Origin of the sequence: Kribbella sp. VKM Ac-2568, assembly GCF_004345365.1 — a bacterium.
GTDB classification, from domain to species: Bacteria; Actinomycetota; Actinomycetes; order Propionibacteriales; family Kribbellaceae; genus Kribbella; species Kribbella orskensis.
Window position 1 is genome coordinate 132621 of the sequence record NZ_SLVF01000015.1, and the last position, 15251, is coordinate 147871.

Consider the following 15251-nt stretch of genomic DNA (forward strand, 5'->3'; position numbering starts at 1 on the left):
CGTCCGGAATCAGTCGGTACGACGCGGTGGACGCCGGAATCGAGGGGTCAGCCGTTCACGGCGGCGATGCCAGGTGGTCGCCGGCGACATACGGCGCGAGCGCCATCACGGCGAGGCTGATCATCAACCCGCACGGATGCCCGGAGAAGGTCTCTCCGCGACAACGAGCCGTCAAAGTGAAGGGGCACCACCGAAAACCTCTCGGTGGTGCCCCTCGGCGGGTCCGGCGGAGCTCAGGCGCCGGCGCCTTCCTGCTTGACTCCGGCGACCGCGGTCGGGTCATCGATACGGTACTTGCGGGCGGCCTCGGCAGCCACCTCGCGCTTCACGTCACCGCGCTTGGCCAGGATCTCCAGGGCCGCGACGACGATCGACTCGGCGTCCACGTGGAAGTGGCGCCGGGCGGCGGCCCGGGTGTCTGCCAGGCCCCAGCCGTCGGTACCGAGCGAGGTGTAGTCGTTCGGGACCCAGCGGGAGATCTGGTCCTGCACGGAGCGCATGAAGTCGCTGACCGCGACGACCGGGCCCTTGGTGTCCTTGAGCTGCTCGGTGATGAACGGCACCCGCTCGTCCTCGTCCGGGTGGAGCAGGTTGTGCTCCTCCGCGGCGACGGCTTCGCGACGCAGCTCGTTCCACGAGGTCACCGACCAGATGTCGGCGGCGACCGAGTACTCCTCGGCCAGGATCTCCTGGGCCTTGCGGACCCACGGCAGCGCGACGCCGGACGCGAGCAGCTGCACCCGCGGTACGTCGTCGCCCTCGGCCGTCGGGTACTCGCTGAAGCGGTACATGCCCTTCAGCAGGGCCGCCACGTCGAGGTTCTCCGGCTCGGCCGGCTGCGGGACCGGCTCGTTGTAGACCGTGAGGTAATAGAAGACGTCCTCACCGAACGGCTTGCTCTCGTCCAGGCCGTACCCGTACATCCGGCGCAGGCCGTCCTTGACGATGTGGGCCACCTCGTACGCGAAGCCCGGGTCGTAATGCACCGCGGCCGGGTTCGACGAGGCAAGCAGCGGGGAGTGCCCGTCGGCGTGCTGCAGACCCTCACCGGTCAGGGTGGTCCGGCCGGCGGTGGCGCCGACCAGGAAGCCCCGGCCGAGCTGGTCGCCGAGCGCCCAGAGCTGGTCGCCGGTCCGCTGGAACCCGAACATCGAGTAGAAGATGTAGAACGGGATCATCGGCTCGCCGTGCGTCGCGTACGCCGTACCGGCGGCGATCATCGATCCCATCGCGCCGGCCTCGCTGATGCCCTCGTGCAGCAGCTGGCCCTGCTCGGACTCCTTGTAGGCGAGCAGCAGCGCGCGGTCGACCGACTCGTACGTCTGCCCGTGCGGCGAGTAGATCTTGGCCGTCGGGAACATCGAGTCCATGCCGAAGGTCCGGTACTCGTCCGGCGCGATCGGCACGATCCGGTGCCCGATCTCCGGGTCCTTCATCAGGTCGCGGAAGAGCCGGACCAGCGCCATCGTGGTGGCCACGGGGGTCTTCTCGTTGCCCTTGCTGAGCGGCTTGTAGACGGCGTCACCAGGAAGCTTCAGCGTCTTCGGCCGGACCCGGCGCTCGGGCAGGAAGCCGCCGAGCTGCTGGCGGCGCTCCATCATGTACTGGTACTCCGGCGAGTCGGTGCCGGGGTGGAAGTACGGCGGGTTGTACGCGTCCTCGAGGTCCTTGTCCTCGATCGGCAGGTAGAGCCGGTCGCGGAACGCCTTCAGGTCGTCCGACGTGAGCTTCTTCATCTGGTGGGTCGCGTTGCGGCCCTCCAGCGCCTCGATCGTCCAGCCCTTGATCGTCTGGGCCAGGATCACCGTCGGCTGGCCGACGTGCTCGGTCGCGCTCTTGAACGCCGCGTAGACCTTGCGGTAGTCGTGACCGCCGCGGGGCAGCTTGCGCAGGTCCTCGTCGGACAGGTTGCGGACCATCGCCTGGAGCCGCTGGTCACCGCCGAAGAAGTTGTTCCGGATGTACTCGCCGGACTCGACGGAGTACGTCTGGAACTGGCCGTCCGGGGTGGTGTTCATCTTGTTCACCAGGGCGCCGTCGTGGTCCTGCGCGAGCAGCGCGTCCCACTCCCGGCCCCAGATCACCTTGATGACGTTCCAGCCGGCGCCGCGGAAGTACGCCTCGAGCTCCTGGATCACCTTGCCGTTGCCGCGGACGGGACCGTCCAGCTGCTGCAGGTTGCAGTTGATCACGAAGGTGAGGTTGTCCAGCTCCTCGCGGGCGGCCAGGCCGATCGCGCCGAGCGACTCCGGCTCGCCCATCTCGCCGTCACCGAGGAACGCCCAGACGTGCTGCTCGCTGGTGTCCTTGATGCCGCGGTGGTGCAGGTACCGGTTGAAGCGCGCCTGGTAGATCGAGTCCAGCGCCGCTAGCCCCATGGAGACCGTCGGGTACTCCCAGAAGTCCGGCATCAGCCGGGGGTGCGGGTACGACGACAGGCCCTGGTGCGGGCCGCGGGAGACCTCCTGGCGGAACCCGTCCAGCTGGTCCGAGGACAGCCGGCCCTCGAGGAAGGCGCGGGCGTACATACCGGGGGAGGCGTGACCCTGGATGAAGATCTGGTCGCCACCGCCCGGGTGGTCCTTGCCCCGGAAGAAGTGGTTGAAGCCGACCTCGTACAGGCTGGCGGCCGACTGGTAGGTGGCGATGTGGCCGCCGACCTCCAGGCCCTTGCGGTTGGCCTTGCTCACCATCACGGCGGCGTTCCACCGGATGAAGGCGCGGATCCGCCGCTCGATGTGCTCGTCGCCGGGGAACCACGGCTCGCGCTCGGGCGGGATCGAGTTGATGTAGTCCGTGCTCCGCAGCGCGGGCACACCCACCTGTCGCTCCCGGGCCCGCTCGATCAGCTTGAGCATCAGGTAGCGCGCTCGCGCCTTGCCGCGTTCGTCCAGCACGGCGTCGAGCGACTCGACCCATTCCCGAGTCTCGTCGGGGTCGATGTCGGGGAGCTGGGTGGGCATCCCCTCGGTGATGATGGCTGGTGGTTCGTGTCCGGAAGCCACGGTGTCCTGCCGTTCTGTCTAGTCGGTCCTACTTCTTGCAATCCTGTCACCTGACCGGAATGCGTTCTACTTCGCATCCACAACCTGCCCGGATCGGGCTTGAACCGCCGGTTCCCACCGGACACGGATAGTGTCCGACATGCGGATACCGGACACGCGGGAGAACCCTCGTGCATACTTGCGCGACGCGGTAGGCCACGATGGACTACTGCTACTGACGCCTACCCCCGGGCAAGCGGGGACGACGGAGGAGGACACGTGAGCGCGACCGCGGACCACGCGGACGGCAAGAGTGGCGAGCCGAACATGGCGAGCCGCCTCGGCTTAGAGAGCGGCACGGTCGTGCAGGAGCTCGGCTACGACGACGACTGTGACGATGCCTTCCGCGACGCCATCATGGAACTCACCGGGGAGGAGTTCGTCGGTGACGACATGGACGACGTCGTCGACGTGGTGCTGCTCTGGTTCCGTGACGACGACGGGGATCTGGTGGACGCCCTGTTCGAGACCCTGACCGATCTGAAGACCGGCGGGATCGTCTGGCTGATGACCCCGAAGGTCGGACGCGAGGGCTATGTCGACGCCAGCGACATCGCCGAGGCGACCGAGACTGCCGGCCTGTCGACGACCAGCAGCCTGACCCCGACCGAGAACTGGTCGGCGACCAAGCTGGTGATGCCGAAGTCCCCGCGGGTCAGGAAGTGACTCCGCGGTGACCGCTGCCGTCCCCCCGGTCGGTAGCGAGGCACCGGACTTCATCGCGCGGAACCAGCACGGCGAGCAGATCCGGCTCTCGGACTTCCGGGGCCGGCGCGACGTGGTGCTGGTGTTCTACCCGTACGCCTTCAGCCGGGTCTGCACGAGCGAGCTCGGCGCGCTCCGCGACCGGCCGGACCTGCTCGCCGGCGCGGAGTTCCTGGCGATCTCGTGCGACCCGATGTTCACGCTGCGCGCGTACGCCGAGTCGGAGCGGCTGGAATTCGGCCTGCTGAGCGATTTCTGGCCGCACGGGGCCACCGCTTCGGCGTACGGGGTGTTCGACGCGGACCGGGGGTGTGCGGGGCGTGGCACGTTCGTCGTGGACCGGGCGGGCGTGATCCGCTGGTCTGTGGTGAACCCGTTCACCGAGTCCCGCGATCCGGACGACTATGCCGAGGCCCTGGCGAGCTTGCGCCGGGATCTCGGATAGACTCTGGCGCTCCGCCTACGGGGCGGACCAGGGTGCTTAGCTCAGCGGTAGAGCGCTTCCCTTACAAGGAAGATGTCGGGGGTTCGATCCCCTCAGCACCCACACCTCGGACCTCTTCGCCGCCACCGATTTTCACTCTCCGCGACCCGCCGATTTTCTTTACAGTCGGCTGCCGGAACTGCCTCGGCCACGTCTCATTTCGACTGGTAGGGTTCACGCTCGTCGGATCACACGATGACGCACCGGGGCCGATCGGTCACGGCGTCACCGGATCCGGTGCAACGGGGCCTGTTCTGTCGGTGTGAGAGCGAGACGGGTATGCCCTGAACCCGGCTCCGTCCAGTTGGGGAGGCACGTGTCCGTGGGTCGCCGACTGGCTGGCGAATCTGCCGTCCCGGCCGTTTCGCGTCAGCCTGCCCGGGTTGCTGCCTCGGCTGCGATCGTCGCGGGGTGGGTGCGATGAGGAACGGTGTGGACCGGCCGGCGATCGGCACCGGCCCGGCGTTGATGATCCCCGCGGGCTACCCGCGTGATCTGCCGAGCGCACTGCTGCGGGCCGCCCGCGACTTCGGCACCTCCGGCGTGGTCGAGATCGGCCCGGACGGCCGCGAGACGCGCCTCGACTTCCCGACGCTCCTTGAGCTTGCCGCCCGGATCCTGGCCGGCCTGCGCGCCAACGGAGTACGGGCCGGTGACCCGGCGGTGGTGCACTGCACCGAGCCGGTCGGGTTCTTCGCCGCGTTCTGGGCCTGCACGCTGGGCGGCATCCGCCCGCTGCTGATGGCGCCCGCGCCCGAGGGCGACACCACCGAGGAAGGTCGCGAGCGGCTCCGCAAGGTGACGGACCTGCTCGGCTGGACCGTGCTGATCGGGCGGCCCTCGGACCTGCCGAACGACCTCGGCCTGCCGGTGCTCGACCCGGACGCTCTCGCCGGGCACGAGCCGACCTCTGAGTTCCACCGGCCGGCGGCGGACGACGTCGCAGTACTGATGATGACGTCCGGCACCACCACCGGTACGCCGAAGATCATCCAGTTGACCCATCGGGGTCTGGTGGAGTTCGCGGCCGGTACTCCGGCGATGCTCCCGGTGCGGCCTGGTCAGACGACGCTCAACTGGCTGCCGCTGGACCAGAGCGGCGCGTTCCTGCTGTACCACCTGCTGCCGGTCTTCACGGGCTGCACGAACATCCACGTGGCCACCGAGTGGGTGCTCGCGAACCCGCTGCGCTGGCTCGACCTGATGGACCAGCACCGGGTGAACCACTCGTGGTCGCCGAACTTCGGCTACCGGCTCGCGGCCGCCGCCATCGCGGGGGAGCCCGACCGGCACTGGGACCTCTCCGCGCTGCGGAGCCTGGTCAGCGGTGGCGAGCAGATCACCGTGCCCGTGATGAGCGAGTTTCTCCGGCTGACGAACCGCTTCGGCGTCGTACCGGAGACGTTCGTCGCCGCCTGGGGGATGACCGAGACCGTGACCGGGATCACGTTCGCCCGGCCCGGGTTGACGCCGAACGTGCACCGGGTCCGGATTCCCCCGACCGGGGTGGTGGAGTGGGTCGACCAGCGGACTCCCGCCAGCGGGAAGGTCGCCGTCGCTCGGCCAGGGAAGACCCGGGCCGATGCGCCCGGCATACTGAGTCTGGTGTCGGTCGGTGCGCCTGCGCCGGGAGCCACCGTACGGATCGTGGGACCCAACGGCGCCGTACAGCCGGAAGGTCGGATCGGGCAACTGCAGATCGCGTCCGCGCGGGTGACCCCTGGGTATCTGGGGAATCCTGAGGCGGATCGGGCCGCCTTCCCGGCGGGGAACTGGCCGGCGCGGAAGTGGTTGTCGACTGGCGACCAGGGGTTCATCTCGGGTGGTCAGGTGGTCATCACCGGCCGGGACAGCGACCGCTTGATCGTGAACGGCCAGAACTACTACGCCCACGACATCGAGGCGATCGCGGCGACCGCCCCGGGGGCTGTGGCAGGTCTGGTCGCTGTCTGTGGAGTAGCCGACCTCGAGTCGGGCACCGATCGCCTGGTTCTCTTCTACGCCCTCGACCCGGCTGACTCTGGTCCTGTTGCCGCGACCACGGAGGCAATCCGGGCTGTCGTTCTCGATCGCCTGGGTTTCGACGCGCAGGTGGTCGCAGTACCGCGTCGGCACTTCCCGACGACTCCGGGCGGCAAGATCCTCCGCCCGCTCCTCAAGCAACGCTGGCTGGACTGCACGCTCGAGACCGCCCCAGGCCCGTACAACTCCCCGTATGGCGAACCCGTACGCCCGGGCGCCACCCCGATCCCCGACACCTTCGACGAGGACCCCAGCGAGCGAACCACCGAACTCCCGGTGATCCGCCTGGCCTGGCGCCGCAGCATCACCGACTCCATCCCCCATCCCCCCGAACGCCCCACCTTGGGCGCCAACCGCCACCCTGATCCCCTCACGGATCCCGAGGCCGAGCTCGCCCCCGACGTCGATCCAGACGCCACGGCGATCCCCGTCGAGACGCCGAGCTCTGCCGAGGCCACCCCCGCCGAGGCAGCCCTCAGCGAGGCAACCTCCGAGTCGACCCTCGTCGAGGCAACCTCCGAGGCGCCAGTTGAGGCAACCTCCAGCGAGGCAACCTCCGAGGTCGCTGAGGCACCGACCTCCGCAGACACGACAATCTCACCGGACGCTTCGACCGCCGCAGCTCCACTGACCGGCGACGCACCAGCGACCGCAGACGAGCAGGCTCCCAGCGACACTGACGCTGTCGACGCGGGGGAGACGGCCCCATCCGCGGGCGACGCCCCTGACGGCACCTTCTTCAACAGCTCCGCCTTCGCCACGCAGCATCCCTCCTCTTCCGCCACCGATCGCCCCGCCTTTACAACCCACCCAGCTCAGCCCGCGAGCCCGGAGCCCGCACCCGGCGACGCAGTACCGGACCCTGCAGCCGCGAGGCCAGCGCCGGCCGAGACCGCCGCCCAGACGCCCGCTATGGCGAATGCTGAAGCGGACCCAACTGCAGCCCCAGTGCCCGCCTCTGCAGCGGCCGTCACCGCGCTTGAGGAGGCCGGCGAGGACGGAGGCACCCAAGCCGAGGACGATGCCGCCCCGGAGGCTGCAGCGGATACGGCCCTGGATGCTGCCGCAGACGCTGAGCAGGCACCTGCCGCGAGCGCCGAGGCTGACCGAGCCTCGAACTCGCAGGCCGACGCCCCGAGCGCAGACGCTGCCGCGGAGGCCGAGTCAGCGGCAACCGACGCGAAGCCGGACGAGCCTGCGACCCCGCAGGACGACACCGCCACCGAAGCGCCCGCCACAACCCCTGAGCTCACCACAGAGCCCGCCACCACAGAGCCCGCCACCACCGCAGAGCTCGTCGACACCGCGGACCAGGGCGCGGAGCCGGATTCCGCCGAGGTAGATCTTGCCGCGGAGCTCGAGCAGTCGCCCGTCACCGCGAGCAACGCCGGCGGGGACGCGGTCCCGGAGGCGGCAGCCGCCAAGTCAGAGCCTGCCGAGAGCGTCGACGAGACACCCGAGACTGCCACCGCGGGTACGGACGAGGTTGTGGAGTCGTCTGCGGAGGCTTCCACAGCTGGCGTCAGGGAGGCTGCCGAACCGGCGCCCATTGACGCCGAAGGACTTGCGGCACCCGCACCAGACGCTGTGCTCGCGGAGTCATCAGACACCGCCGACGCTGATGCTGCAGACGTCGCAGGCGCGGAGGCTGCAGACGTCGCTGGCGCGGAGGCTGCAGACGTCGCTGGCGCGGAGCTGTCAGACGGTACGGTCCTGGAGGCAGCGGAGGCGGAGGCTGAGGCTCCTGCAGAGCCCGCTCCCGCGGGATCTGGCGCGGCTGTTGAGCGGACGGTTGGTGCCGCGGGCGGCGTTGCCGAGGCTGCAACGGCCGACGAGCCAGCTGGCGCGGGTGAACAGGCGGATGAGGTTGCGGCGCCGGAGGCCGGCATCGCGACCCCGGAGGTTGACGCCGCCGCGGAGGTTGGCGAGGGCACCGGACTGGCGGCTGCTGAGGCGGCCTCGAATTCGGGCGAAGACGTGCAGTCGGCACTCGTGCAGGCCGACGCCGATGACGCCGAGGACGTGGAGTCGGCGCTCGTCAACGCCGACGCCGATGGCGCCGAGGAAGGTGCGGCGTCGGAAGTTGACGCGGCTGCCGCGGAGGGCGCTGAGGGTGTGGAGCAGACGGCTGACACCGCTGGTGCCGAGTCGGGCGAGCTGGTCGGGCCGCAGCCGGATGCTCCGGGTGCCGAGGCTTCTGATGCTGTCGCGTCAGTGGCGGCGCAGGTGGAGGCGGCCGAGCTTGACGTGTCGGCATCAGACGCCGTAGACGCGGAGGCTGCTGAGGCTGGGGCAACGGAGTCGGACGCCGTGGAGGTGGAGGCTGCTGAGGCTGGGGTTGCGGAGCCAGATTCCGAGGCGGCGCGTGCGGACATGGCAGACGCCGGGGCGCAGGTGTCAGATGCTGCGGTCGCGGAGTCTGACGAAGGTGCCGAGCTGACGGCTGATGGCGAGGGCGCGGATGTTGCAGAATCCGCCGAAGGTGCGGCTGCGCAGGCTGATGATGATGCGGTGTCGGACCCGGAGGCCGCTCCTGCGGATGTGCGGGCTGGCGAGGTTGTGCTGCCCGAGGTAGCGGACGCTCCTGCGGAGGCGGAGGGTGTTGCTGCCGCGGGTGGCAAGCCGGCGGTTGCTCGGGCGGTGCTGGAGGCGGCTGACCTTCGGGTTGTGGAGGGGGCCGGCGCCGAGGGGAGTGCTCCGGGCGCGGACCTGCGTGAAGTGGGTGAGAAGCCTGCCGCCAAGGGAGAGAAGAAGGGTGGGAAAGCGGCCAAGGGGGCTGTGGCGGAGCCGGTGGCTGTGGTGGGCCTGGCTGCCAGGTTCCCGGGGGCTGGGTCGTTGGAGGAGTTCTGGGACAACCTGGTGGGTGGGGTTGAGAGTCTTCGCCGGTTCGAGGCCGAGGAGCTCGCCGGTGGGGACCAGGCGTTCGGGGACGAGGAGCTTGTCGCGGTCAGTGGGGCTTTGGATGACGTGGAGTCGTTCGATGCCGCGTTCTTCGGGCTGAGTGACCGGGAGGCGGAGCTGACGGATCCGGCGCAGCGGCTGTTCCTCGAGGTTTGCCAACACGCGCTAGAGCACGGCGGGTACGCCGGTGCCAGCGGCCGGATCGGCGTGTTCGCCGGGTCCGGGATGAACCTCTACACCCAGCAGAACCAGCCGCCGGATTCCCTCGCAACCCGTGTCGCTTACCGCCTCGGATTGACCGGCCCGGCGATCGGAGTACAGGCGGCCTGGTCGTCTTCGTTGGTGGCGGTTCACCTTGCCTGCCAGGCGTTGCGGAGTGGGGACGCGGATCTCGCGCTGGCGGGAGCAGCCGCAGTACATGTGCCTCAGGCAACGGGTTATCACGCGAGTCCGGAGTCGATCCTGTCGCCGAGCGGGCATGTCCGGGCGTTCGACGCCGAGGCGGACGGCACGGTCGGCGGGAACGGCGTCGCGGCGGTGCTGCTGAAGCGGCTCGACCAGGCGGTGGCCGACGGCGACACCGTGTACGCCGTGATCAAGGGCTCCGCCGTCACCAACGGCACCGCAGCCGACAGCGAGCCGGGCCAGCAAGGCCAGGTCGAGCTGATCGAGCGTGCGCTGGAGCAGGCAGGTGTGCCGGCCGAATCGCTGAGCTACATCGAGGCCAACGCGACCGGCACGGCCGCGGACGACTCGGCCGAGTTCCGCGCGCTCGCCACGGCTCTGCGCCGGCATACGGACAAGGTCGGGTTCTGCACGATCGGTTCGGTCAAGCCCAACATCGGGCACCTCGACAGCGCCGCGGGCATGGCCGGTCTGATCAAGACCGTGCTGATGTTGCAGCACCGCACGCTTGTCCCGACGATCAACTACCGCAAGCCCAACCCCGCGCTCCCACTGGCCGGCAGCCCGTTCGTAATCGGTACCGAGGTTCGCGACTGGGAAGCCGGTACGCCGTTGCGCGCCGGCGTCAGCGCACTCGACGCCGGGGGCACCATTGCGCACGTCATCCTGGAGGAGCCGCCGCGGCAGATTCGGCGCGGCGACGACGGCCCGGTGGTACTGCCCATCTCGGCGCCCGAGCCGCACGCCCTCGCCGAACTGGCCGAGCTGTTCCGCGCCGACCTCGAGCACGGCACCGGCCACCGCCTGATCGACCTCGCCGGTACTGCGGCGATCGGTCGCCCGGCGCATCGTCATCGCCTCGCCGTCGCGGGTTCCTCCGAGAACGAGTTGGCCGAGGCCCTCGCCACTGCTCTCGCGGTGGAGGTGCCTCGCGGCGGACCCGGTCCGCTCGGATTCGCCTTCACCGGTCAGGGCGCGGCTCGCCGGGGGATGGCCGCAGGTCTCGCCTCCCGGTTCCCCGTGTTCCGCCAGGTGCTCGACGAGTGCGACAAGGTCTACGAGGAGGAGTTCGGCGGGAGCCTGCTCGAGCTCCTGCTGACCCCGGCTGGTCCGTCGGAAGGCGTCTGGCCGACCGAGACCGCCCAGCCCGCGTTGTTCGCGTTCGAGCTCGCTCTCGCGCGGCTCTGGCAGTCCTTCGGAGTGCAGCCTGCCTTGGTGGTCGGCCACAGCGTCGGGGAGTACGCCGCACTCTGCGTGGCGGGAGCACTCTCGCTGGCAGACGGCGTACGCCTGACCGCGCAGCGTGGAGTACTCATGCAGCGCGGAACCGTCCCGGGCGCGATGGTCGCAGTACGGGCGGATGCCGATCGCGTGCGGGAGCTGGCCCAGACGCCAGGCGTGGAGATTGCCGCGGGCAACGGTCCGCAGTCGTTCGTGCTGACCGGGACCGAGGTGATCGTCGGGCAGCTCGCCGAGCAGCTCGATCGCCTCGAGCTCAAGTGGCAGCGACTCGACGTCGATCGCGCGTTCCACAGCTCGCTGGTCGATCCGATCCTGGCGGACTTCGCCGAGGCGGTCGCGCAGATCAAGCTCAAGCCGCTGCGGATGCCGATGGTGTCGAGCTGGTCGGGTGAGCTGCTCGAGAGCGGTACTGCGCTCGATGGTGACTACCTGGTCGGGCAGCTCCGTCAGCCGGTGTTGTTCGGCGATGCCGTCGAGGCGTTGACCGCGGCCGGATGCCGGCGGTTCCTCGAGCTCGGGCCGGACGCCGTACTGAGTCCTGCCGGTCGCCGGATCGCGCCGAACAGCACCTGGATCCCGACGCAGCGCCTCGGCCAGGACCCGGTGCTCGCGACGATGAACGGGCTGGCCGAGCTGTTCCAGCAGGGCACCGAGATCACCTGGGCGCGTGTCTATCCGGAGAGCGGCCGGGTGCCGTTGCCGACGTACCCGTTCCGCCGGGTGCACCACCCGGTCGATCCGGCGTCCCTCCGCCCGGTGGCACGGACTCAGTCGCCGGTCGTGGTGGACCGCCCGATCGAGCGGAGCGGGGCGGCGCTGAAGAAGATCCCGCTGGATCCGCCGGCGTCCAACGGCGTCGTCGCGCCGCCGGTCGAGCAGGGCGAGGTGCACGACTCGTCGCCGTTCGCGATCCCGGCCGAGGACGGCACTGACGGACGGCGACCGCAGCCCGCTGAAGAGATGGTGGCCGCCGCCGATGGTCCTGCCGCAAACGATGCTGCAGGCAACGGTGTCGTCAACGGTGCTGGTGGCAATGGTGTTGTCAATGGGGTCGCCGGCAATGCCGTGGTGAACGGGGTCGCCGGCAACGGTGTGGTGAACGGTGCTGCTGGCAACGGCATTGCCGAGTTGCTTGCCGCTGATTACCTACAGATGCTCCCCGCGAATCGGCCGCAGGTTGGCGCGGCCGAGTTGCTGGCCGCTGACTATGTGCAGATGATGCCCGGTTCGAAGGCCTCTGCGGCAGAGAATGCGGCGGTGCAGAGGGCTGCGGAATCGCTGCTGGATGTCGAATACGTGCGGATGGTGCCTGTCGCCGCCGGTACTGCGAAGAGCGCGGTCGCTGAAGTGGACACCGAGCTGACCGATGGAGCAGCCGAAGACAAGGCAGAGTCGACGGTCGTTAGTGCGGCGGCGCGGGTTGATGCGGCGCTGAGCGCGGCTGAGCGGTACCGGGAGTCGCTGGAGGTTGTGCTTGATCTGACAGGGGAGCAGCTCGGGCTGGATCCGTATGACCTGACGGTGGATCACACCTTCGTCGAGCTCGGCGCTGATTCGTTGTCGATGCTGCGGGTGGTCGAGGAGGTCGGACAGCGGTTCGACGTCGAGCTGGCCGTCAGCGAACTCTTCGAGGAGCTGAACACCCCGCACAAGCTGGCGTCGGCGATTGCCTCTCGCAACGTTCCGGGTGGCGAGGTGGATCCGCTCGATCTGGTGCGCACGACGACACCTGACAGGCCGCAACGAGGAGCAGAAGCCGCGGAGACCGACGCGGTGCAAGATGTTGCGCCGCAGAAGGTCGACGAGCTGGCAGCGGCGAAGACCGAGCGGGTGCCGGCCGAAGAGGTGACGCGGGACCCGCGGACGGCGCTCGCTGTTCTCGGATCCGGTCTGGCCGAGTTGGCGGCGAAGGTCGATGCCGCAGCGGCTGCGACCAGCGAGGCGGAACTTCCCGGCTCGGGCATGGCGGCGTTGATGTCGCAGCAGTTGCGGGTAGCAGGCCAGCTGGTCGACGGCGTCACCAAGCTGATGCACGAACAACTTGCCCTTTTCAACGACTCCACCTCCAAGAGCACCGCGGAGGTCGGCCCGGCAGCGGAAACACCCGCGCCGGTCGTGCCCGACGCGAAACCCGACCCAAAGCCCGAGACGGCCGAAGTGCAGGCGAAGGCGGACTCCGAGGCAAAGGCGGAGGCTGAGAAGGCCAAGCGGGACAGGGATCTGGAGTTCTGGCGAACTGTGCTCGACGGCGCGCAGCCGCTGGTCATGCCGACCGATCGCCCGCGTCCGGCCGCCAACGACGCGCTCGCCTCGACCGTGCATCACCTGGATGCCGGCCTCGGTGATGCCGTGTTCGCCTTCAGCCGCGACCGACGCGTCAGCCCGCTGATGACGATGCTCGCCGCCGTCGGAACCGTGCTCGCCCGTTTCGCCGGGCAGGACGACATCACCGTTGGCACGGCCGCCCTCCGCCGTGCGGGCGAGACCACGAGTCAGCATTCGCTGCCGCTCCGCCTCGACCTGTCCGGCGAGCCGGATCTCGGAGAGCTGGCGCAGCGCGTCCGCGAGACCACGACCGCCGCGTTCGACCACGCGACGGTGGACCTTGCCGTCCTCGAGCAGGACCCGCTCTTCCGGGTGATCGTCGAGTTCGAGGCCGGTGACGAGCAACTCGCGCCCGGGCTCGACCTGCGCTTCCGGCTCGAGCACCACGGCGACGGCATCACCTGTGCCGCGGACTACCGCGCCGGGTTGTTCGACGAGAGCACGATCCGCCGATACCTCGACTACCTGGAAGCAGTACTGCGCCGCGCGATCGCCGAGCCCAGGCGATCCCTACCCGAGCTGATGCTGCCGATCGAGTCGGACCAGGAGGCGCTCCGCGAGCTCGAAGGCGAGGCGCCGCAGGCGGTCCAGACCAGCCGGGTACGCCGGAACGCTGTGGTGGCGGGTGAGCTCAGCGGCCTGCACACGTTGTTCGAGCAGCAGGTGGCCCGCACCCCTGACGCGATCGCCCTGATCCAAGGGGATCGCGAGATCACCTACGCCGAGCTGGATCGCCGGTCGAACGCGATCGCCTGGCAGCTCGTGGATCTCGGTGTCAAGCCGGGGCAGCTCGTCGCAGTACGGGTGGCCCGCGGCGCCGAGCTCGTGGTCGGCGTACTGGCGGTGCTGAAGTCTGGCGCGGCGTATCTCCCGCTGGACGCCGGTGAGCCGGAGTCGCGGTGGGCCTTCATGGCGGCCGACGCCGGGGCGGTCGCTCTGGTCGGGGACGACGCGGCGCTGGCGGATCGCCTCGGGCTGCGACTCGTACCGGTGGCTGCCGGCGACGGAGATCCGCGCGCCAAGCAGGCTCCGCCGGTGCGGTCGGCGGCCGGTGACATTGCCTACTGCATCTACACGTCCGGTGCCACCGGCAACCCGAAGGGTGTCGCGGTCCCGCATCGCGGCCCGGTCAACCTGGTCCGGCAGTACCTGCGGACCCGTCGCTCACTGCGCACGCTGCAGTGGACCTCGTTCGGCTTCGACGTCCACGTGCAGGAGATGTTCACCGCGCTCGCATCGGGTGCCGCGCTGGTGCTGATCGGCGAGGACGACCGGTACGACCCGGACGCCGTGGTCGCGGCGCTGGCGCAGCACCAGGTGGAGCGGCTGTTCATGGCGTTCACCCCGCTGACCGCGTTGCTCGCGACGATGCGGAAACTGCCCGAACTGCCCGCTCTGCGGGAGATCGTCGCCGGTGGCGAGGCGATGGTGCTGACCCACAAGATCAGAGAGTTCCTGGCCGCGCACCCGGACTGCACGCTCTACAACGAGTACGGCCCGACCGAGGCGTCGGTGGTCACCACGATCCACCAGGTCGACCCGGCGGAGGACCGGCCGTCGATCGGCCGCCCCATCGACGGCGTGGTGGTCCGACTGCTCGACGAGGCGCTCCGCCCGGTACCGGTCGGGGCGGTCGGTGAGATCCACCTGGGTGGTGTGGCCGTTGCTCACGGCTACCTCGGCCGGCCGGACGAGACCGAGACGGCGTTCGTACCCGACCCGGCGCATCCGGGCGGACGGCTCTACCGCAGCCGCGATCTCGGGCGCTGGCGGACGGACGGCTCGCTGGACTACCTCGGGCGCGCGGACGACCAGGTGAAGATCCGCGGCCACCGGGTGGAGCCGGGCGAGACCGAGCACGTGCTCGCCGATCTACCCGGTGTCATCGACGCCGTGGTAGTCGCCTGCGCCGACCCGGCCGGGGACACCTGCCTGCTCGGGTACGTCGTACTCGAGGACAGCGATCCCGCAGTACTAGCGCGGTTGCTGCTGGAGTTGACCAAGGAGTTGCCGATCTACCTGGTCCCGGCCGACCTGATCCCGGTCGAGGAACTACCGCTGGACGCCAACGGCAAGCTCGACCGCACCCAACTGCCGGACCCGGAGTGGTTGAAGGACTAGCT

At 69.6% G+C, this 15251-nt stretch carries 4 protein-coding genes and 1 tRNA gene; 4 read left to right on the top strand and 1 reads right to left on the bottom strand.

From position 1 onward, the window contains the following. Positions 1 to 233 precede the first annotated feature (233 nt). Positions 234 to 2963 carry a pyruvate dehydrogenase (acetyl-transferring), homodimeric type gene (gene aceE, locus EV648_RS35305; RefSeq protein ID WP_241995929.1) on the bottom strand — a complete coding sequence of 910 codons (2730 nt, stop codon included), beginning with the start codon at positions 2961 to 2963 and terminating at the stop codon, positions 234 to 236. A gap of 300 nt (positions 2964 to 3263) precedes the next feature. Here aceE and EV648_RS35310 point away from each other — a divergent pair, with 300 nt between their 5' ends. From EV648_RS35310 to EV648_RS44840, 4 genes are all read left to right on the top strand, one after another. Then, on the top strand, positions 3264 to 3710 hold the full coding sequence (locus EV648_RS35310; RefSeq protein ID WP_132187687.1) for a DUF3052 domain-containing protein: 447 nt from the start codon (positions 3264 to 3266) through the stop codon (positions 3708 to 3710). Between the two features lie 7 nt (positions 3711 to 3717). Further along, positions 3718 to 4194, top strand: coding sequence for a peroxiredoxin (locus tag EV648_RS35315; protein ID WP_132299596.1), 477 nt, complete (start codon positions 3718 to 3720; stop codon positions 4192 to 4194). A 30-nt stretch (positions 4195 to 4224) separates the two neighbouring features. Beyond that, positions 4225 to 4296: transfer RNA gene (locus EV648_RS35320), tRNA-Val, on the top strand. A 357-nt stretch (positions 4297 to 4653) separates the two neighbouring features. Continuing rightward, positions 4654 to 15249: a non-ribosomal peptide synthetase/type I polyketide synthase gene (locus tag EV648_RS44840; protein ID WP_132299598.1), complete on the top strand. Its 10596-nt coding sequence runs from the start codon at positions 4654 to 4656 to the stop codon at positions 15247 to 15249. Positions 15250 to 15251: the final 2 nt, after the last annotated feature.